Here is a 20,548-nt window from a genome sequence, read left to right as displayed (position 1 = left end):
CCATGCTAAGCCATGGTAGGGGAAACGCATCTCACGAACCAGTGTTCACATCAGACTTGGAAGCATGCACCAAGCATCAATCGGAAGTGGCAGGATTGATTTCTGCCTTGGATATGGCTCCGTTTTGCGCTCCCCAATGTGAAAGTATCTTAGTATACATGCCGTCATCGATCAGCTTTTGCATCGCTTGTTGGACAGCATCAGCCATTGCCGTGTCGCCCTTCTTGATTGCAACACCCTGTGGAGCGATGCCGACATCGTCGCCAAGAGCCTGCAGCTGGTCGCCGGTCTGACGGATTGCATATCCGGCTACAGGACTGTCGGCGTAAAACACATCAACCTTGCCGGTCACCAATGCCGTGGTGACATCGGTCTGCTGCTTGTATGAGAGGACGTTGATTGCCTTCTTGCCATCAGCAACGCACTTCTTGCTCGTTGCATTGATGTCATCCTCTTCGGTGGTGGAAGTCTGTACCGCAACATTCACGCCACAGAGATCATTGGCATTGATCTTCTGGGGATTGCCCTTCTTGACCACATATGACATGCCAGCCTTGAAGTATGAGACGAAGTCAACGGCCTTCATGCGTTCGTTGGTGATGGTGAAGCTTGACAAGCCGATATCGTACTTGCTGCCTATGCTGGGAATGATCGAATCGAAGGTTGCAGTTTCAGGGTTGGACTTGAGTCCCAGTACCCGAGAGAGAGCATTCAGCAGATCGACATCGTACCCGATAGGCGTCTTGCCATCCGAGTCAAGGAATTCTGCAGGTGCATATTGCAGGTGCATATGACGTATCCATGCCGACATTCAAGGTTCCGCTCTTCGCGACGCTCGAGGGAAGCAGCGACGCAATGGCTTCATCCTTGTGCACTGAGCTCACATCATAGGGACGGATACCCGCCGCTGACGACGAAGCAGTTCCAGAACTTGCACTCTCACTCGAATCCGTAGTGCCGCAAGCGGCAAGTGCAGCCAGCAGGACAACGCTCATGGTTGCCGAAATTGCAGCCTTGATGCTCGTTGAAATTTTCAATGCTCTCTTCTCTCTCTAGATGAGACCAAAAGTATGGTACGCATAACCATACCGCGTCAATGCAGTGCCTTATGTCACAATTTGGTTACATGCCTGGCAATGTGACGAACATTGCATTGAAACGGTACTCAAGCGCGTGAAAATCTGCGAGACACTCAGCCTTTCATGTTTTTGTACCGCATCGCCCGCTGCGCCTCGCGCTTGTCCTGTGCCTCACGAAGGCTTTGGCGCTTGTCGAATTCGCGCTTGCCTCGGGCAAGGGCTACCTCGACCTTGACTCTGCCATCCTTGAAATAGATGCTCAGAGGAATGATCGTGTACCCTTTTGCCTCGATCTGGCGAGACATCTTGGCAATCTCACGAGCATGGAGCAGCAGCTTACGCTTGCGCTTGGGGGCATGATTGTTCCAGGTGCCGTTGAGATATTCTGGAATGTTGGCATTTTCGAGCCACATCTCTCCACGCCGGTCGATGCTGACGAACGATTCCACCAGCGATGCACGCCCCTCACGCAAGGATTTAACCTCGGTACCTGTCAGCGCGATACCCGCTTCGAGATGATCCTCTATCTCATAGTCGTGCCGTGCACGACGGTTGGTGGCGACTGTCGAAGTCCCCTCTTCCTTAGACATAGTGCCCTTCTTTAGTAGCGTACCGATACGCCTCAGCACATGTCTGAAACGAACTCAGTAGTGAATGTATTGGAACCTGCTTGGGCTGGAAACAATCTCGGAGGCAGGGAATGTCGAAAAGCCGGTTCCACCTTCTGAAATCAGAATCGTACCATCGGAATTGACTCGTTCCACAATGGCCACATGCCCATAGGTGGCATCGGCAGTCCAGGAGGTGACGCGCTGTCCGGGTGCCACCACCATAACAGCTCCGACATGGGGCGTGTTATTGACCAGATAGCCCAGACCTCGTGCAGTTGCAGCCCAGTACCCGCCATTGCCCATATAAGATCCGACAGGCAATCCTAGTTCGGTCCGACGAAGATATGCCCATAGCGTGCACTGTCTGGACGGATATGCCCCTGCTCCGACAGCCGATCTTCCTGTGCTATGTCCATAGCAGAACGATGCCGTCGAACCGCAACTGCCCGGAACGGCATAGTTCATGCCGCTTGCACCGGAAGATGCTGCTGAACCGCTATTTGACGATGAACCAGAGTTTGATGATGAACCTGAGCTGGCACCTGATGAGCCTGAGGGAGCCGATGAACCCGAACCCGAGGAAGCTCCGCCTCCGGCAACCTGCTGAGCGCCCCCGGCGCTTGCCGATGCCTGTGCAGCCGCAGCCGCAACCTGCTGATTATAGGAATCGATCTGTGACTTGATCGTGACGATGTCTGCAGCCTGTTTGGCAGACGCTGAAGTCAGCTGACCTTGCTGCGCTTCCAGACTTGCGCGCTGAGCCGTACCTTCGTCACGCAGCTTCTGTAGTGAAGCCTGCTTTGCCTGCGCGTCGGAAGCGGCCTGCTGCGCTGTGGCTGACTGCTGATCGGCCTGCGATTTCAACGTCGCTATTTCCTGTTCGATCGATTCAAGCCGCTGCTTGCGATTCATCGAGGTGTTCAACGTAGTGGCCGCCGAATCAGCAGCCTGATTTTCCGTTCTGGTGACCGCTACATTGGCCTGCATCGAATCCACAAACTGCTGGGTGGTCTTCGAATTGGTCACGACATCCATGACCTGGGAGGTGTTTGAGCCGTGGAAACTATCACGGGCCAGCTGAGCCACCGCCTCTTTGGCATCATCGTAATTCGCGCCAGTCTGCGCAATTTTCTTTTCTAGCTCCGCCTTGTCGTTTTTGGCGGCGTTGAGTCTGTCCTGGGCTGCACTGGCCTGATCCTTCGCCTGCTGTGCGGCATTCTGGGCGGCGTTCGCGGCTGTCTGGGCTGCTGGAATCTGGTTGGATGTCAGGTCGTTGAGTTGCAGAATCTTGTTCTGCAAGTCAGCGCTGACTCCGACCAGCTGAGCCTTGAGCTGGTTGTTGGTTTCAATTGCCTGCTGATACTGCGAATAACTCGGAACAGCTTCGGCCGTGGACACCATGATACCGCCGCTCGTTACACCGATGGTCATGAACATGGCAAAACTCATTGCAGCGCACATGAAAGCGCGTCGTCCTCGCGTTGCACCCATTGCATCAACCTTTCAACTACTTCGTGTGTGACATTGTAGCGTCTCAAGCTCAACGTTGCAGAATCTTCCTCGCAATTATGAACGCTACAACCAATATTGTGCAGGAGCTACGCTTTCAGATACCTTCGGAGCGAAACCGCTGACGCAAGCGCCGAGAGGATTATCGCACCCACTATCAGGAACGGTGCCGTGAACAGTACGTTGCTCTGTCTGATGAAAGGCATCCACGTTACGGACTTCGCAAGCCAGTTCGTGATGAAGGTATCGACGACGAGACTCAACGTGCCCACGGCAAGCAGCGAACCGATGATCGAAGCAACGGAACCCTCAAGAATGAACGGTAATCGAATGGTCCAGTTGGATGCTCCCACGTAGCGCATGATTTCCGTTTCGCTGCGCCGAGAGGCTGCTGACATGCGAATCGTGGTCCCTGTGAGCATGATCGCAACGATAACCATGACCCCTGCCAGCACCACCGTAACTTCAGTCGCCTTGTTCAGCGCATTGAACACAGGATCGAAAATCTGCCGCTGATCCTCGACCTGTTCGACGCCCGTTCTACCGGTGAGGACTTCGGACACTTCCTGATATTTTTGTGGATCAGTAAGCTTCAGGCGTAATGAATCCTGCATGTCTGCTGCGGTCAGGGTCCGACCTTGGTAGACGCCATTCGGATACTGCTTCAAGAATGTGTTGGTATAGAACTGCTGCTTGCTCACATAGGTGATCTTCGCAACATCATGCGAAAGCTCATTGTTGATCGTGTCTTCGATGCTGACGATCTCGTCCTGAGTCGGCGATTTGCCGGATGCACATGACGCAGCCTGACTCGTGCCGTCAGGGCACAGCCACACGACGACCTCAACCTTGTCGTACCAGTCCCCTTTTGCCTTGGTGATCTGAGTCTGCATGAGCACCGCAGCGCCGATGAAGAGGAACGATATGAAAGTCACCAGCGTGACTGAAAGAATCATGGAACCGTTTCGCTTGAGACTCGTCCAAGTTTCAGAGAGAATGAAACGCAACCTCATTGTTTGGCCTCCTCATGACCGTCCGCAGACGGCGACGCTGGCGTTGATGTCGAAGGTGACGAATGCCTCTTGGAATCAGATGCCTTGCCCCGCTCCCTGACGTCTTCCTTGATCTGTTCCGACGGTGCTGCTGCCCGGGTGGCTTCGTGGGGATCCTTGGGCGGTATGGGAGGCTGGTGGGCTTCTCCCTTGACATCGTCGACGGTGATGCCCTTGCCCCAAGTCAGCGTGTTTTCAACTGGTGCGAAAGCCTTGCCATAACGGCCGGTCTTGCCTGAATGCACCGACTTGGCCAGTCGTGCGATGCCTTCGTTGGCTGTACTTTCGTTGGCTGTGCTTTCGGCATGGGGCTTGGGTGGAGTTGGCGCTGATGGATTTGGCGCTGCTGGAGATGGCGCTGCTGGAGACGTTGCCTGAGCTGAAACTGGAGCTGCAGCCGGGGATGACACCGATGGCGCTGCATCGGAGGAGCCTGGCTTCAAGCCCTTTTCTGCAGCCGCTTTTTCGCTTCGAGTCTGCGAGGAATCTTTGCTCCCCGTGGCATGCTCCGCAGATTCGCGTGATGCCTTGTGCTCATGGTCCTCGCCGTTCACCGCGGTGCTTTCCGTGGTCTTGTTCTTGAATCTATCCATGTCATGCGTGTCGATGGTGGAGGATTCCTGCGGTGTCGAATCGGCCGCGACCAGAGGTTGGGCGACGGCCCCGCTCTCGGCGCTCTGCGCCACATTGGCGGCAGCCCCGCGCTTCAACGCCTGATGCGCCTTGGCTGCGACATCGGCATCGGGGAAGAACTTCGCGGAATCGTACGAACCGTTACGCTCATCACGCACGATTTTTCCGGAATGCAGCTCAACTACACGTTTGCGCATGGAGTTCACGATCTCCTCGTTATGCGTTGCCATGACGACGGTCGTTCCCGTGCGATTGATGGCATCAAGCACTTCCATGATGCCCAGAGACGTGGTCGGATCAAGGTTTCCGGTCGGCTCGTCAGCAAGCAATATCTGAGGATGATTCACATATGCTCGTGCGATGGCGACGCGTTGAGCCTCACCGCCGGAAAGTTCGTGAGGAAAGTTATTTTCCTTGCCCGTCAGACCAACGGTTTTCAACACCTGCGGCACGAGGGAACGTATTGTCGAACGTCGAGTTCCAATCACTTCGAGCGCAAATGCGACATTCTGCCATACGGTCTTGTTCGTCAGCAGCTTGTAATCCTGAAACACGAATCCCAAGGAGCGCCGATATTGCGGAACTCTGCGATTGTTCAGTCTGCGAAGATCGTTGCCCGCGACTCTGATTTCACCGTCGGTAGCCAGCTCCTCGTGGAGCAGAAGACTCAGCAGCGTCGATTTTCCTGAGCCGGAAGCCCCTACAAGGAAGACGAAGTTGCCACGCTCAATGTCAAGATTCACGTCGTCCAAAGCAGGGCGGGTGCCCTTCGGATAGATTTTGGTCACATGCTTCATTGAAATAAGCGCCATGGAAACTACTCCTTGTTCTCTTCCGCTTTCTCTTCAGCGGCCTCACGGCGCTGCTGATGTCTCCAACGGATTCCAGCATCGATGAAAGCGTCAATGTCACCATCGAAAACGCCCTGTGTGTCAGACGTCTCATAGCCGGTGCGAAGATCCTTCACCATCTGATAGGGATGCAACACATACGAGCGCATCTGATCGCCCCAGCTGGCCTTGATATCACCGGCGAGCTCTTTCTTCTTCTTGGCCTCTTCCTCATGGCGAAGCACAAGCAGACGCGATTGCAGCACAGCCATTGCGGCTGCACGGTTCTGTATCTGGCTACGTTCATCCTGCATGGTCACGACGATGTTCGTAGGCAAGTGGGTGATGCGAACCGCAGAGTACGTCGTATTCACTCCCTGACCGCCAGGCCCTGACGAGCAGTAGGTGTCCACACGGATATCGGAATCCGGCACGTCGATATGGTCGGTTGCCTCAACGAGCGGAATCACCTCAACCGCTGCAAAACTTGTCTGGCGACGCCCCTGATTGTCGAAGGGGGAAATACGAACGAGACGATGCGTTCCTCCCTCGACCGAAAGCCTTCCATAGGCGTATGCGGCGTTGACCTGGAATGTGGCCGACTTGATGCCCGCCTCCTCGGCATACGAGGTATCCATGATCTGAGTCTTGAAACCGTGTCGCTCAGCCCAGCGTAGATACATCCGCATCAGCATCTGTGCCCAGTCGGCGGCATCGACGCCACCAGCGCCAGACCGAATCGTCACGACCGCGGCACGAGCATCGTATTCACCATCGAGCAAAGTCTGAATTGCCATGTCCGAAAGGTCTTGCAACAGCTGTTCGGCATCGCGCTGAGCCTCATCGAGAGTGTCCTTGTCCTCTTCCTCCTGCGCCATTTCCAACAGTGTCTCGACATCTTCCAAGCGCTGCCTTGCAGATTGAAGATGACGCAGCTGTGTCTGTGCCACCGAGAGTGCGCTGGTCACCTGCTGGGCATGATCCTGATCATCCCAGAGTCCAGGGGCACTCGCCTGCTGCTCAAGCTCATGGATCTTGTTGTTCAATATCTCAGGATCGACTGCCTTGGCTATCGACTCATAGGTTGAGCGCGCCTGCTCTATTGTTTGGTTAACATCAAATTCCGCCATCATTACCACCCTACCGGCATCAACCGGCTATCTTCCCTTTGCTCACACTGATTTCACATCAGCACCTCAGAATCTATTCTTGGTGTTGAGGCAGTGAGGTCAAAGCCCCGAAATGACTGCTGGAATGACAAGCGAGGCGAACATAGCCACAGCGAGTACGACAACAACAATGCGGGTTATCATCTTCCGCCTGTTCTGCGCGTTTCTGCGTTCCTTTTGGTCATTGCTCATATAACTACATGGTACACAAGCACTCCCCCGAAGACATGACCTGAAGTAATTCCCGTTCATCCAGTGCACATTCGTATGCATTGCAGACGGCTGTTTCATCCAGTTGTCCTCGCTGAGCTCGCTTCACTTCGCCTGGTCCATGTCGATCCTGTTGCTGTTCAACCCTTCCAACGACATTCGACGAGCGTTCACACCGATGAAAAGACATCCCAGCGTAAGCGGTGCCGTATAAATCACGGGCACCAGATACCTCGGTATTGCAATGGGACTGATGAACAACGTGCACAATGTCAGCATTGCCGGAACCATGCAAAGAACACCAAGCCACTGATGTCTCCTCAAGCAGTATGCGAGTGCGAAGAACGGAATCCACGTTGTATAGAGCACCTTACTGAACACGATTGGGAAAGCGCGAGTCATATTCAAATACCACGTGTTGAAGGTTGTCGAAAGTGTGCTGACAGCCGGGTACCTGTTGGTTCCGCCCATCAGTTCAAGGATGTCGGCGCGTGTCGCCTTGCCCCCTGAATAGTTGATGAGCGTGTCGATAAGACCGTTATCATCCTGACCTTGCGGTGTGATCTTATCGCCATAGAATAACGTGCTTTCGCTGCCTTCCGTGGAAATATCCGGGTAATACAGAGGAAGTGTGTTGGCAGCCGTTGCCAGCATGTAGCTGCCCGGATCCTTGAAGAAATGCTCCATCCACCATAGTACGAAAGCTTCCTTGTCGGCCCTGCTCGCATCTTCAATCCACCTGCCCTTGGTGTTATCACCGCGAGCTGGCGTGTAGGTGAGCGGCAAGCTTTGTGGATCGTGAAACACCCGCGACAGCACCTTCCAGTCCGCGCGGGTCATGTTCGCACTATTGCGTTTGATATACATGGCAGTCTGCTGTGAGGGAACAGCCAACATTTCACGTTCCGGTCCCGGAGTCACATTCCATCTCGGCAGCAAGGCTGAGGTCCACACACCAAGAAACAGCATCAGGGGAATCAGCAAGGAGCAAAGCAGCCTGACTCTGTTTTTAAGGAACACGAGCATGATGACAATCGTTCCAAGAGCAAGATATACGCCAGTTTTCTTGGTGAGCATCAGAAGCAGCACCGTAACGCTGAAGCCTATCAGGAACCAAGGAATGCGTAGCGCATTCCCCCTGCTGCGCGCCGCTTCCATGACACCTAGTAGGAACAGCACCCAAACCCATCCGAAAAGCATGTCCTTCGCCATGGTCTCAGCAAAAAATGGGATTATGGGAAACGTCGAAAGGAATATCAGGCTGACACGGGTCATGGAGCGCGGTACGCCGATGTAACGCATATAGCACAGAGCCAGCCCAAGAACCGCTGCAGTCACTATCATTTGAATCAGTGCATACAGCAGCAGGGAAATGAAATGGCTGTGCATTATGTCGCCAAGCCGCCAAAATGCTCCGAAGACGAGCGTATCAAAGTATGGATGCTGGTCATTCCGTGGCACAAGACCATACACCTGTTCTAATTCCCAGTACGTGTCTGAATCGATGTTGCCTGGGAAGCGTATCAAGAAATAAGGGACCCATCCGAGGAGAATCAACGATGAATATTTCAGCCACGCACGCGCAAGCAATGCGGAGAAACCCACATGTTTCTGTTCAGACTTCGTTGAATTGAGAACAGCACTGGTATCAGTCTCAGAGCTTGCCTCGTGCGTTCGGGCAACAAGTACGTCAATTCGGAGGAACAACCAATGTGTAAGCAAATATAGCGGAATGGAGCCGACGACAGCTATCACGACAAGCAGCGCAAAGCTTGACGCTCCGACGATCTGAAACTGCGGTGAAAAAACATGGTCGAGAACGAAAACCCCCAAAACCAGCAACGCTGACATGCATAGAGAAAACAGAGCAGCATATACATCGATTGATCTGAAACGTGATTCCAACTGAGGTTTCAACGATGTGTTCTTCCGATCTCCCGCATGTGATTTGAGCAGCTCAGTGCTCACCGAATCTTCAGTATTCATATGTCACCCCGCGGTTTCTTTCATCACCATGCACAACAGCCTAGCAGCCGCCTCGATCCGCCGTAATTATACACAGCGCTTCTCAAGGTCAACGATATCTGAATGTCAAAGCTACGCCACGCCTTCAAGCTGTGTTAACAATCCTTATCTCACACGCATGGGCAATGTGCAAAAAACGTCTTTTGAGTTCTCATTATCCTTGCGACACCTTATTGTGGCAAGAGAGCACCAGTGTGCAGCATCTCTACTGCACAGCAATAGACAACAGCGATGTACCAGCCACAAAAAGGAGAAAGCAATGGAATCGAGTCGTACTGCATGGGGTTGGGGTTTGGCGAGCATCAGCGCCGCTGGCGACACCTTGGACGTCTGGTATCCGAAACTCGAAATCGGCGCTGCACCCGAACTCTCCGAACGAGAGAACCACGGCTTCGGCAGTCTGATTCATGATGAAGCCGACATGCGTGGCGTACGGAGAATTCCCGTGTTTACCGTCAGCAGACTTGACGACCCGATCGAAGATGCGGCGGATGCCTATCTGCGACTCCATCTCTTGAGCATGCGCTTGGCCAAGCCCAACACCTTGAACCTTGATGACATCTTTGGAGCGCTCACGAATGTGGTATGGACCAATTATGGGCCGTTTGCCGTGTCGGACTATGGGCAGCGCAAGATGGATGTCTTGCAGGCCGCATCCAAGAACGGGCTCGGACCGGTTCCTGACGTGAATGTGCTTTCCATCGATAAGTTCCCCCGCATGGTCGATTATGTAGTCCCGACGGGGGTACGCATCGGCAACGCCGACCGCATTCGCCTCGGTGCCTACCTGTCTGAAGGCACCACCGTCATGCATGAAGGTTTTGTCAACTACAACGCCGGAACGCTGGGGACATCCATGGTCGAAGGCCGCATCTCACAGGGAGTGGTCGTTGGAGACGGATCCGACATTGGTGGCGGATCTTCCATCATGGGAACGCTCTCGGGCGGCGGCAAGCATCGCGTCACGATAGGCAAGCATTCGCTGCTGGGTGCCAATGCCGGCGTCGGCATTTCGCTCGGCGACGAGTGCATCGTGGAGGCTGGGCTCTATGTGACGGCTGGAACCAAGGTGACGATCTACGACAAGGCAAAGCTTGCGGCCGGACAGCCACTTGACGTGGTCAAGGGTGCTGAGTTGAGCGGCAAGGATCACATTCTGTTCATCCGTAACTCCGTGACCGGAGCGATTGAGGCGAGAAGTCGAGCAACAGGCATCGAGCTGAACGCTCAGCTGCACTCGAATGCCTGAGACATCGCATGTAATGATTATCGATTAACGATTATCGATGGGAACGTAGTCGCGCTGGGGTTCGCCGGTATACACCTGGCGCGGACGTCCTATCTTCGTCATCGGATCTTTGAGCAGCTCTCGGTACTGGGCAATCCAGCCCGGAATGCGACCGAGCGCAAACAGTGTGGTGAACATTTCCGAATCAAATCCTATGGCCTTGTACAGTAACCCTGTATAGAAGTCCACATTCGGATAAAGATGCCGCGATATGAAATACTCGTCGTGAAGGGCTATGTCTTCGAGTTCGTTCGCAACATCGAAGAGCTCACGGTCTTCGCTCTGCGGGTTGAATGATCGCTCGCTCATGATTCGGGTAAGCCACTGCTTCGCTATCTTGGCACGCGGATCGAAGGACTTATATACGCGATGTCCCAGCCCCGAAATCCGGCGTCCTTCCTTCTTCGAATCCTCAACGAACTGGCGCACGCACATGCCTGAATTCTTAATCTCTTCGAGCTGCTTCAGTACCGCTTCGTTCGCCCCGCCATGCAGGGGGCCGGAAAGAGCGTTGATTCCCGCCGCAATGGCAGAATACAGATTGGCATGAGCCGAGGCAGCGATGCGCACAACCGACGTGGAGCAGTTCTGCTCATGGTCTGCGTGAATGATCAGCAGTTTGTCCAAAGCCTCTACCATCAGCTGATCCGATTCGAAGGGCTGGTATGGCACGGCAAAGCTCATGCGAAGGAAATCATCGACATATCCGCGGGTGATGTCTGGATAGAGCAGCGGTTCGTTACGGCGGCGTCGATGAATCAATGACACGATGGTTCGCACTTTGGCCATGATGATTGCCGCAGCAGCGTCGAGTTGATCCTCATCGTTGATGTCGCAGGTGTCTGGGCAGAATGTCGCCAATGCGTTGACTGACGAGGCGAGCACACTCATGGGATGCGCATTGCGCGGGAAGGAGCCGAGCAAGGTCCGGAAATCCTCGCCAACCATCGTATGCTTCAGGACACCCTCACGATAATGCTCATACTCCGAGCGCGAAGGCAGGGACCCCTTCTGCAACAGCCATGCCACCTCAAGAAAGTTGGATTGCTCGCACAGCTGCTCGATGGGATAGCCGCGATATCTCAGAATCGAGCGATTGCCATCGATGAAGGTGATCTTCGATTCGCATTGGGCTGTGGTGAGAAATCCTGGATCAAGCGTGACCCAGCCATCGTTCCTCAATGTGGAAACGACAATCCCGTCTGGGCCACACGTGGCCTTAACGACGGGGAGCTTGAATGAATCGGAATCAACGTCCAGATTGGCAATGGTCATAATGAGCCTCCAGCTTCTCGTGCGTATCCTCTGCGAAAAGATACAGTCGCGGGCGATATTTCGCGAATAGTTCGTCACGCATAGCTGTGCGCTACTGAACACGACATCCTACCAGAAAGATTGTTACATCTATCAACTGGCATCTCAAAACCGTATTCGGCAGCGCATAGTGGCACCGCTGGTGTGCTATCGCGAGATTTCACTGCATTGCCGCATGATGCACAGTATCAGGCTGAAACCTTGTTGGCTGAAACCATGGTCACTGCACCTATGCGGGGCTCGACACATGGTTTGACAGCTATCTCAGACTATCGCGCGTTATCGGGAATCGCTGCATCGTCCTCATCGCGGCGGGTAAGAATGATTGGACCGTCGTCGGTAATCGCGATGGTGTGCTCGGTATGGGCTCCACGAGAACCGTCGGCGGAACGAAGCGTCCATCCATCGCGCTGATCCTGAACGATTTCATCGGTGGTCCTGAGGAACCATGGCTCAATGGCAATGACCAGACCCGAACGAAGCTTATAGCCGTGGTGGGCCTTGCCATCATTGGCAACGTGAGGGTCGCCATGCATGATATGGCCAACGCCATGACCGCCGAATTCCAGATTGACCGTATATCCCTGTTCGTGCGCGACATCTCCGATTGCCGCAGACACATCGCCCAGACGATTGCCCGGCACTGCCTGAGAGATACCTGCGCGCAGAGCGTCGACGGTGGTCTTAATCAGTCGTAGATCTTCGGGATCCTTCTGCTCGCCAACGATGAAGCTGATTGCAGAGTCTCCAACCCAGCCGTCTACTGTGATCGCAAGATCGAGTGACAGTAGGTCGCCGTTCTTCAGCGTGTAATCATACGGTACGCCGTGCAGCACAGCGTCGTTGACTGATGCACAGATATAATGTGCAAAAGGTCCCGTTCCAAAGTCAGGCGCATAATCGACGTAGCACGATACCGCCCCCTTGCGCTCTTCGATGCGGCGGCGCACATAATCGTCTATTTCCAGCAGGTTTGTTCCGGGATGTGTGCTCTCGCGCAGATTCTTGAGAATATCGCCTACGAATTTCCCAGCTGGCCTCATGGCCTTGATTTCATCTGGTGTCTTCAGTTCTATCACTTGATAATCTTTCTCAATAGTCGGATAGTATGTATGGTACCTCGCCCCTTGCCCATCATAATCGTATAATCGCGCATAATGCCTTGGCAATAAGCCCGCTGGCAAGCACGCACGCATGCCACAGATGCAAGCAACCGGGCAGTACATCGTGCAATACATAAGCGTTCATGAACTGTTGTGTTGTCACCTTGCGTGGCTACGCTTTGGTTTATGACACACGATTTACATTCAGGGATTGACCCGACATCCTTCTCCTCAATAGTCAAGCCAACCCAGGATCTCTTCCGCTTCGTGAATGGGCCTTGGATCGACACCTATACGCTCCCACCAGACCGGCCGGCATATGGCTCCTTTGCAGTGCTGGCAGAGAACGCCGAACAGCAGATTCGTGACATCCTCGAGGACGAATCCAAGCCTGCGCCAAAGTCCTCAGTTTTGTATGACAGTTTCCTTGACACCGAAGCTATCGAGCAGGCAGGAATCAAGCCCATTGTCTCAGCCCTGAGCGTTATCGAGGATGCTGCCGACAAGTCAGAACTCACCAAGGTATTGGGATCATTGAATCCAACCGGAGGCCCCGATCTCTTGGACATTGCCGTCTATGGCGATCCCGGTGATGCCGGACGCAACATCATTCACATCGCCCAAGGCGGTCTGGGACTGCCCGACGAGGCCTACTATCGCGAAGAACGCTATGCTGCAGTTCGCGAATCATACACAGACATGGTTGCCAAGCTCCTGCATCTCGCGCATCAGGAGACACCTATGAGCGAGGCTCAGGACAAGGCTGCCGCATTCCTTGCCTTCGAAACGCATCTTGCAGCGCACCACTGGAACAACGTGGAGACTCGCGATGAAGATAAGACATACAATCCAACCACCTTCGACGAATTGAGTTCAACGCTCGACTCATTCGACATCGAGACATGGGTTTCCGCCTGGCAGTTCGCATACAACGCAACCTCAACTGCTGCAGATCAGCCCGTTGACATGAAAACCGCCATGGCTCATACCATCGTGCACGAACCGAGCTTCCTTACCGGTCTCAACGACCTGTGGAGTCGCGCGGATTTGGAAGATCTCAAGCTCTGGGCAAGAGTTCATACGCTTATTGCATGGGCTACCTTCATGAGCAGCGACTTCGAACAGACAAAGTTCGACTTCTATGGCAAGACCCTTTCTGGAACGACACAGATGCGTGACCGCTGGAAGCGTGGTGTGGCACTTGTCAACTCCACATGCGGAGAAGAGGCGGGACGCGAATACGTGCTGCGCCACTTCCCACCAAGCAGCAAGCAGCAGATGGAACAATTGGTCGGCAACCTCATCAAGGCTTACGAATCCTCCATCGCTGCAAGTGACTGGCTTGGCGAAGACACCAAGAAGAAGGCGCTCGACAAGATGGCGAAATTCTCGCCAAAAATCGGATTCACCAACCATTGGCGCGACTATACGGCATTGAAAGTCAGTGCAGACCGCGGTCTCATTGCGAATCTGCGCATTGCCAACGCCTACGAGACTGGCTATCAGATTTCCAAGGCTGGCAAGCCCGTCGACAAAGACGAATGGCTGATGAATCCGCAGACCGTGAATGCGTATTATGAGCCAACGCTTAACGTGATAGTCTTCCCGGCTGCAATTCTGCAACCGCCATTCTTCGACCCGAATGCAGAGGATGCTGCCAACTACGGTGGCATCGGAGCAGTCATTGGGCATGAGATCGGGCATGGCTTCGATGATCAGGGCAGCAAGTATGACGGCGACGGCCAGCTGCATGACTGGTGGACCGAAAGCGACCGCAGCAACTTCGAACAGCGCACCAAGGCACTGATCGAGGAATACAATGCCTTCGTTCCACAGCAGCTCGCTGACAAATATGCCGAAACTCCAGACCGTGCTCCGCATGTCAACGGCGCGCTCACCATAGGCGAGAACATCGGAGACTTGGGCGGCGTCAACATCTCGCTGAAGGCCTATGCATTCGCGTTGGAAGAGAGCCAGGGCAAGCCTCGAGACGCAAGCCCCGAGGGTATCCGAAACGCACTCGACAGTGCTCCGACGCTTGACGGCTTCACCGGACTGCAGCGCTTCTTCCTTTCCTACGCGACCATCTGGCGTACCAAGATGCGCGACGAGCTTGCAGAACAGTATCTACAGATCGATCCGCACTCCCCTGCAGAATTCAGGACGAATGGCATCGTCAGCAACGTTGACCTATTCTATGAGGCATTCGATGTGAAGGCCACAGACGGCATGTGGATTGAGCCAGAACACCGCGTACGCATATGGTGATCGTGAGGGCAAGGCGAACAATCCCTTCACCTTGCCCTCAGGATCATGCAGGTTGAAGGGATTGTGTCGCTGCGGCTGGAGGATTGCTCGGTTGCGGTGCGAACGGTTGATAGTCTGCCTTTGGGTCCGACATTGGTATCGGAATCTTGCCCGTTGCAGTGCGAGCTACCTTGTGGGCATCAGGGTCTGCAGACTCATGATGATCGCTCGATGCTGCCACGGGAGATTTCTTTCGAGTAAAGGAGCTCACGCCCAAGCCGAGATGATGGCCGATGCAAGAGGCCTCGATAATCACTGCGGATTGATGGTCTCCATGCTTGTCGGTCCATTCCTCCGTTTCCAGCACTCCGCTGACAACCACCGGCTGACCTTTATGAATGGACTGCAGCACGTTCGAAGCCAGATGCTTGTACGCTTTCACGGTCATCCATGTCGTGGCGCGTTCCTCCCACTGATTCCTTTTTACATGAAAGTAGCCTCTGGTTGAAGCCAGGCGGAATGTGCAGACCGGATTGCTTTCCTCTCGGCCAATTTGTAACGGCTCCGTGGCGACGAATCCCGTGATCGTAATCGTTCCTTGCTGTGATGCCATGATAATTCCTTCCTCAACATTGCCATGGGCATACGAGCTGCCCATTCGATATCGTTTCGCAGCTAAGCAACTGCGGTGAGATAACTATGCCAATATTGAAATGAGGAAGACACCAGAAATGCAAATGTGGTCGAATGTGGCGAAATCCCAGCATTCAACGGAATTTAACGCACATTCGACCACATCGAGGCAAGCAGACACTATGCCGGACACTATGACCTACGTTGCGACCAACGCAGGATCACATCACATCACATCACATCACATCACATCACATCACATCACATCACATATGAGGGTTGGGCCTGAACTACTTGCAATTTCAGACCCGATGCCATTCAGTCCAGCTGTGCTACCCGATCGGCAATCGCCTGAGCCGCCTGAGATGCGGGCAGCGATTGTGAATGGGAACCATCGCGATCACGAATTTCAATCGTGCCATTGGCTGCGGTATCCCTACCTGCGATGGCGACGAGCGGCACGCCAAGCAACTCACTGTCGGTAAACTTCACGCCCGGGGAAACCTTCGCTCGGTCATCGAACAGGACCTCAATCCCCCGACCTTCGAGTTCACCAACCAGCTGTTCTGCAGCCGCGAACACCTTGGGGTCCTTGCCTGTGGCCAACACATGCACCTGAGCCGGAGCGACCGCAACCGGCCAAGCCAGACCCTTCTCGTCGTGATGAGTTTCGGCAATGCAGGCGAGCACGCGCGACACGCCAATGCCATAGCAGCCCATCCATACGGGGACTGCCTTGCCATTCTCGTTCAGCACCTTCAGGTCCAAGGCATTGGAGTATTTCAACCCCAGTTGGAATACCTGACCGATTTCGACACCACGTTCGAAGCTCAATGGACCCGAGCCGTCTGGACTCATGTCTCCATGACGAACCTCAACGGCCTCGACGCTCCCGTTGGCCTCAAAATCTCGACCATACACGGCGTTGAATACGTGTGTCTCGTTGTGGTCCGCTCCTGTCACCCACGCGGATCCGCGAGCAATATGGCGGTCAAGAAGATATGTGATCGGTTCATCGATCCCAGACTGCTCGGCCTGCGGACCAAGTACCCCCGGTCCGATGTAGCCCTTGACCAATTCCGCATGCTTCTTCAGATCTTCGGCAGTGGCCTCTTCGATTTCCGATGGAGCGAACTGTGCTTCAAGACGCTTCATGTCGACCTGTCGATCTCCCGGAACTCCAATCGCAACCAGCTCACGCCAAGGCTTGTCATGATCCTTGTCTTCGGCATGCTTGACCGCGATGATCAGATTCTTGAGCGTGTCTGCGGCTTTCCAAGCGCGTCCATCGGCTCGTGGATGAAGGTCGTTTGCCTGACTTACCAGCGAATCAATCGTCGTGGAATCAGGTGTCGTAAGCGCTTCCATCGCGGGAGTTGCAGAGAAATCGACGTCTTGGATGGCAGGAGTTGTAAGCGCTTCCACATTCCATGCCTTGCCCGAAGGTGCCTGCGCGAAAGTATCCTCACCTATGGCGAGCGGAGCGAGGAACTCCTCGGATTCCGAACCTCCCATAGGCCCGGAAACGGCATGAACGATCACAAACCGCACGCCGAGGCGATTGAAAATACGCTGATATGCTTCACGCTCGTCGTTGTAGCAGGTCTTCAGACCCTCCTCGTCAATCGTGAACGAATATCCATCCTTCATGATGAATTCGCGGCCACGAATCAGACCAGCGCGCGGACGGAATTCGTCACGATACTTCGTCTGAATCTGATACAGGTTCACTGGAAGATCCTTGTATGACGAATACATGTCCTTGACCAGAAGCGTGAACATTTCCTCATGCGTGGGAGCAAGAAGGTAGTCCGCCTCATGACGATCCTTCAACCTGAAAATGTTGTCGCCGTATTCTTCCCAGCGATGGGTGGCCTCATATGGCGCCTTCGGCAGCAATGCCGGGAAGTGCACCTCCTGAGCGTGTATGGAGCTCATTTCCTCGCGGATGATTGCCTCAACCTTGGCAAGAACACGCAATCCAAGAGGCAGCCAGGCATAGATTCCTGGCGAAGTCTTGCGAATATATCCCGCACGAACCAGCAGCTTGGCCGAATCGACATCGGCATCTGCGGGATCTTCTCGCAGGGTACGAAGAAACAGTGATGACATGCGAAGCGCTTGAGAACTCATGAATCCCAAGGGTATTCATATTGAAGGACATAGCTTTCAAGCATTCGGCACGCGTGACATCAGGCCTTTGGAACACGAATCAGAAGAGGGCGCTCTGTGAGAAACCGTCCGCAGATTTTCCGGATCCCGCAGCTGATCCGGCAGTAGATCCCGCAGTGGACCCCGCAGTGGACCCCTCTGCCAAGCCGTCGTCGAACTCGTCGATGGCTGGCCTTGCCACGAATGATTGTGGGCCTTCCTCGGCCAGTCTGGCCGAAGCTGCGTGTGAATCCTGACGAAGTGACGAATCGAGGACAACCGCTTCAGGTGAGACAAGGAACGCATTCTCGTTGATCCCTCGCAGATACAGGCCATCCAAGGCCTCGACTCGAGACAAGGCGACATACCCCATGCCAGGAGCAAAGGTGCGTCGCAGATCCATGACCGCCCTATCAAGCGTCATGCCCTGAGACTTATGAATCGTAATCGCCCACGCGCATCGCAAGGGCACCTGACTTACCGATGCGAGTACGGTCTCCCCATCCATCATCTCCCATGATGCCGGTTTCATCGTGACGACATTGCCATTCTCGAACTGAACGATGGGCCATCCACCCTTGTTCTCCTGCGCAAAGCCCTGAACCGTGCCAATCGAGCCGTTCACATATTGCCGGTCTGGATCGTTGCGCAATGCCATGACGTTCGCTCCGGCTTTCAATACCAGATGTTCGGGTGCCAGCATGTTCTTCTTCAATCGTTCAACCAGCTGAGCCGAACCGGCTGATTCAGCATGAAACTCGTGAGCTTCAAGCATGATCTGGGCAAGACGCATGTCGTTCAGGGCATCAGCCTGACGATTCACTGGAAACAGATTCACGGCTACTTCCGAGGTTGCCGGCAGCTTGCCCAGTCTGTTGGCAAGTACGTCATGGTCTTCCTGACTTACCGAACCGTCGCGGATATCGGTCAGTACTGTAAGGAGTTGGCCATCATCCTGCCTATGCTGCTCGGTCAAATAGCAGATAACGGGGTTCAATGCGGGCCAAACCAGAGAATCGGTGACAAAGCCGTCAGGATCCTTGCCAAGGCGGGCGTACTCCTGACGAGATGTGAGCAGCAGCTCGTCGGCCATCGACATGCCAATGTCACGATTCGAACGAGTCACCGGTGGAAGCTGGAAGAAGTCGCCGGAGAGAACAACCTGCAGACCACCGAACGGTTCGGGATTGTTTCGAAGCACCCTGCACACCTGATCCACCATGTCGAACAGCCAGGCATGCATCATCGAAACCTCATCGATGACCAGCACATCCGTCGCCTCGATCTTGCGCTTGCGCCTACTGCGGATTCGCTTCAATAGCTCAGCCGTCAGCATCTTCGACACCCCTACGCCACTCCACGAGTGGATGGTCTGACCGTTGATATGTGTGGAGGCTATGCCTGTTGAAGCCGTCACCGCCACCGATGCACCCTCTGCGCGTTTTTTGCTGATGAACTCATTGAGAACAAAGGTCTTGCCTGCACCTGGCGCGCCGGTGATGAACGCATTCGCACCGGCATCCAAGATAGCTATAGCCTCTTTTTGATACATATGCTCACCATTTCACACGCAATTGACACAATATTGAAGCCTTTGACGATTCATTCCGTTCATTGTGAACTCTTCGAAGTATCACGGCGTGAAAACGGTCAAATATCGATGTCATTTCACGAAAAAATCGAGTTTATACTTCGGTGAGTTCACAATGAACATGATTGTTCTTGTACAAAGCCCAAAAAATCAGTAATCGAGCTTTTCTGGAGTGGAAACATCCTCGACAGGAGCGCCTTGATCCTCGAATGTACGCAGGAGACTGGTGCGTTCAATCTCCTCGGCACCGGCCTGCGCTTCAGCCTCGCTCGCTCCGGGGGTTGGCGTGAAGAACATCTTGCGATAGTATCGCAGCTCGTCCATCGACTCGATGATGTCTGCCAAGGCACGGTGACCGCCATGCTTTGCAGGCTTGTGGAGATACACATTCGGATACCAGCGACGCGAAAGTTCCTTCAAGGTGCTCACATCAATAACACGGTAGTGCAGCAAATCCATCAGATCCGGCATGAAGCGGTCAAGGAATTTCTTATCGGAACCAACCGAGTTCCCTGCGAGGTGAGCCTTGCCATGCTTGGGCAGGAATGGCTTGACATAGTCGATGACCTGCTGCTGGGCATCGGCAAGAGCCAGACCCTGCTTCATTTCTTCAATCAGGCCTGATGATGTGTGCATATGGCGTACGAAGTCGTTCATCTGCGCGAGTGCAGCGTCAGAAGGCTTGATAACCAGATCGATGCCTTCGTCAAGAACGTTCATATCAAAATCGGTAGGAACGACCGACACCTCGCAGAGCTCGTCATGGAAGATGTCAAGACCGGTCATCTCGCAATCTATCCATATCATTCGCGATTCTTCTGAGCTGAAGGTCATATCGCCATTGCTCCCCATAACATCCACCTTTCGATCCTATCGGCTACGAATGCCGAACTCTTTAGGGTATCCCGCAATGGGGACTAACGCTAGCTGTTCATGGCATCACCAGAGCATCACCAGAGCATCGCCGGAACATTGCCGGAACTTCACCGATGCACTTTCAGAGTTGCATCAGTGCTTGTCATACGGCCTGTCATGTGCAGCATGGATACGCATGAAAAATCCCAAATGAGCAGTACAACTCATTCGGGATGATCGAAGTGGAT

General features: G+C 54.0%; 15 protein-coding genes and 1 pseudogene. 2 read left to right on the top strand and 14 right to left on the bottom strand.

The annotated features are described in order from the left end of the window. Window positions 1-76: 76 nt before the first annotated feature. The 8 genes and pseudogenes from QN215_RS03610 to QN215_RS03575 all read right to left on the bottom strand — a co-directional run bounded on the left by QN215_RS03610 (window position 77) and on the right by QN215_RS03575 (window position 9,079). Window positions 77-1,037: pseudogene (locus QN215_RS03610) on the bottom strand (ABC transporter substrate-binding protein). A 155-nt stretch (window positions 1,038-1,192) separates the two neighbouring features. Beyond that, the gene (smpB, locus tag QN215_RS03605; protein ID WP_369344747.1) at window positions 1,193-1,669 is read right to left on the bottom strand and encodes an SsrA-binding protein SmpB; all 477 of its coding nucleotides are present in this window, start codon (window positions 1,667-1,669) and stop codon (window positions 1,193-1,195) included. Window positions 1,670-1,723: 54 nt separating this feature from the next. Beyond that, window positions 1,724-3,181 (bottom strand): CHAP domain-containing protein, encoded by a 1,458-nt coding sequence (locus QN215_RS03600; protein WP_369344746.1) that lies wholly within the window; start codon window positions 3,179-3,181, stop codon window positions 1,724-1,726. A 107-nt stretch (window positions 3,182-3,288) separates the two neighbouring features. Continuing rightward, window positions 3,289-4,212 (bottom strand): permease-like cell division protein FtsX, encoded by a 924-nt coding sequence (gene ftsX, locus QN215_RS03595; protein ID WP_369344745.1) that lies wholly within the window; start codon window positions 4,210-4,212, stop codon window positions 3,289-3,291. Next, the gene (gene ftsE, locus QN215_RS03590) at window positions 4,209-5,696 is read right to left on the bottom strand and encodes a cell division ATP-binding protein FtsE (protein ID WP_369344744.1); all 1,488 of its coding nucleotides are present in this window, start codon (window positions 5,694-5,696) and stop codon (window positions 4,209-4,211) included. The genes ftsX and ftsE overlap by 4 nt, the downstream gene beginning before the upstream one ends. A gap of 5 nt (window positions 5,697-5,701) precedes the next feature. Beyond that, on the bottom strand, window positions 5,702-6,844 hold the full coding sequence (prfB, locus tag QN215_RS03585; RefSeq protein ID WP_369344743.1) for a peptide chain release factor 2: 1,143 nt from the start codon (window positions 6,842-6,844) through the stop codon (window positions 5,702-5,704). 99 nt (window positions 6,845-6,943) lie between these two features. Then, complete coding sequence (locus QN215_RS03580) at window positions 6,944-7,075, bottom strand: hypothetical protein (RefSeq protein ID WP_369344742.1); 132 nt, start codon at window positions 7,073-7,075, stop codon at window positions 6,944-6,946. Between the two features lie 123 nt (window positions 7,076-7,198). Continuing rightward, window positions 7,199-9,079 (bottom strand): DUF6020 family protein, encoded by a 1,881-nt coding sequence (locus QN215_RS03575; protein WP_369344741.1) that lies wholly within the window; start codon window positions 9,077-9,079, stop codon window positions 7,199-7,201. Between the two features lie 298 nt (window positions 9,080-9,377). Between QN215_RS03575 and dapD the strand changes: the two genes are divergently transcribed. After that, window positions 9,378-10,367 (top strand): 2,3,4,5-tetrahydropyridine-2,6-dicarboxylate N-succinyltransferase, encoded by a 990-nt coding sequence (gene dapD, locus QN215_RS03570; protein ID WP_369344740.1) that lies wholly within the window; start codon window positions 9,378-9,380, stop codon window positions 10,365-10,367. 24 nt (window positions 10,368-10,391) lie between these two features. Here the strand turns inward: dapD and QN215_RS03565 are convergent, their stop codons facing one another. Continuing rightward, window positions 10,392-11,681: a citrate synthase gene (locus QN215_RS03565; RefSeq protein WP_369344739.1), complete on the bottom strand. Its 1,290-nt coding sequence runs from the start codon at window positions 11,679-11,681 to the stop codon at window positions 10,392-10,394. A gap of 308 nt (window positions 11,682-11,989) precedes the next feature. Then, window positions 11,990-12,799 (bottom strand): type I methionyl aminopeptidase, encoded by an 810-nt coding sequence (map, locus tag QN215_RS03560; protein WP_369344738.1) that lies wholly within the window; start codon window positions 12,797-12,799, stop codon window positions 11,990-11,992. A 210-nt stretch (window positions 12,800-13,009) separates the two neighbouring features. Between map and QN215_RS03555 the strand changes: the two genes are divergently transcribed. Then, window positions 13,010-15,091: a M13 family metallopeptidase gene (locus QN215_RS03555; RefSeq protein ID WP_369344737.1), complete on the top strand. Its 2,082-nt coding sequence runs from the start codon at window positions 13,010-13,012 to the stop codon at window positions 15,089-15,091. Between the two features lie 43 nt (window positions 15,092-15,134). On the opposite strand, the gene QN215_RS03550 is transcribed toward QN215_RS03555, so the two are convergent. The 4 genes from QN215_RS03550 to orn all read right to left on the bottom strand — a co-directional run bounded on the left by QN215_RS03550 (window position 15,135) and on the right by orn (window position 20,297). Continuing rightward, entirely contained in the window at window positions 15,135-15,683 is a 549-nt protein-coding gene (locus QN215_RS03550) for a single-stranded DNA-binding protein (RefSeq protein WP_369344736.1), read from the bottom strand. Between the two features lie 338 nt (window positions 15,684-16,021). Beyond that, entirely contained in the window at window positions 16,022-17,836 is a 1,815-nt protein-coding gene (locus tag QN215_RS03545) for a proline--tRNA ligase (protein WP_369344735.1), read from the bottom strand. A gap of 79 nt (window positions 17,837-17,915) precedes the next feature. Beyond that, window positions 17,916-19,406, bottom strand: a complete 1,491-nt coding sequence (locus QN215_RS03540; RefSeq protein ID WP_369344734.1) for a DEAD/DEAH box helicase — start codon at window positions 19,404-19,406, stop codon at window positions 17,916-17,918. A gap of 189 nt (window positions 19,407-19,595) precedes the next feature. Continuing rightward, the gene (gene orn, locus QN215_RS03535; RefSeq protein ID WP_369344733.1) at window positions 19,596-20,297 is read right to left on the bottom strand and encodes an oligoribonuclease; all 702 of its coding nucleotides are present in this window, start codon (window positions 20,295-20,297) and stop codon (window positions 19,596-19,598) included. Window positions 20,298-20,548: the final 251 nt, after the last annotated feature.

The sequence above is a fragment of the Bifidobacterium sp. WK041_4_12 genome, from assembly GCF_041080795.1.
Taxonomy (GTDB): Bacteria; Actinomycetota; Actinomycetes; order Actinomycetales; family Bifidobacteriaceae; genus Bombiscardovia; species Bombiscardovia aquikefiricola.
The sequence above is the reverse complement of the archived record's forward strand: the minus strand, read 5'-3'. Positions and strand labels throughout refer to the sequence as shown.

Coding starts and splice junctions, on each gene's coding strand:
- smpB (WP_369344747.1), bottom strand. CDS start 1,669: ATGTCTAAGGAAGAGGGGACTTCGACAGTCGCCACCAACCGTCGTGCA.
- QN215_RS03600 (WP_369344746.1), bottom strand. CDS start 3,181: ATGGGTGCAACGCGAGGACGACGCGCTTTCATGTGCGCTGCAATGAGT.
- ftsX (WP_369344745.1), bottom strand. CDS start 4,212: ATGAGGTTGCGTTTCATTCTCTCTGAAACTTGGACGAGTCTCAAGCGA.
- ftsE (WP_369344744.1), bottom strand. CDS start 5,696: ATGGCGCTTATTTCAATGAAGCATGTGACCAAAATCTATCCGAAGGGC.
- prfB (WP_369344743.1), bottom strand. CDS start 6,844: ATGGCGGAATTTGATGTTAACCAAACAATAGAGCAGGCGCGCTCAACC.
- QN215_RS03580 (WP_369344742.1), bottom strand. CDS start 7,075: ATGAGCAATGACCAAAAGGAACGCAGAAACGCGCAGAACAGGCGGAAG.
- QN215_RS03575 (WP_369344741.1), bottom strand. CDS start 9,079: ATGAATACTGAAGATTCGGTGAGCACTGAGCTGCTCAAATCACATGCG.
- dapD (WP_369344740.1), top strand. CDS start 9,378: ATGGAATCGAGTCGTACTGCATGGGGTTGGGGTTTGGCGAGCATCAGC.
- QN215_RS03565 (WP_369344739.1), bottom strand. CDS start 11,681: ATGACCATTGCCAATCTGGACGTTGATTCCGATTCATTCAAGCTCCCC.
- QN215_RS03555 (WP_369344737.1), top strand. CDS start 13,010: ATGACACACGATTTACATTCAGGGATTGACCCGACATCCTTCTCCTCA.
- QN215_RS03550 (WP_369344736.1), bottom strand. CDS start 15,683: ATGGCATCACAGCAAGGAACGATTACGATCACGGGATTCGTCGCCACG.
- QN215_RS03545 (WP_369344735.1), bottom strand. CDS start 17,836: ATGAGTTCTCAAGCGCTTCGCATGTCATCACTGTTTCTTCGTACCCTG.
- QN215_RS03540 (WP_369344734.1), bottom strand. CDS start 19,406: ATGTATCAAAAAGAGGCTATAGCTATCTTGGATGCCGGTGCGAATGCG.
- orn (WP_369344733.1), bottom strand. CDS start 20,297: ATGGGGAGCAATGGCGATATGACCTTCAGCTCAGAAGAATCGCGAATG.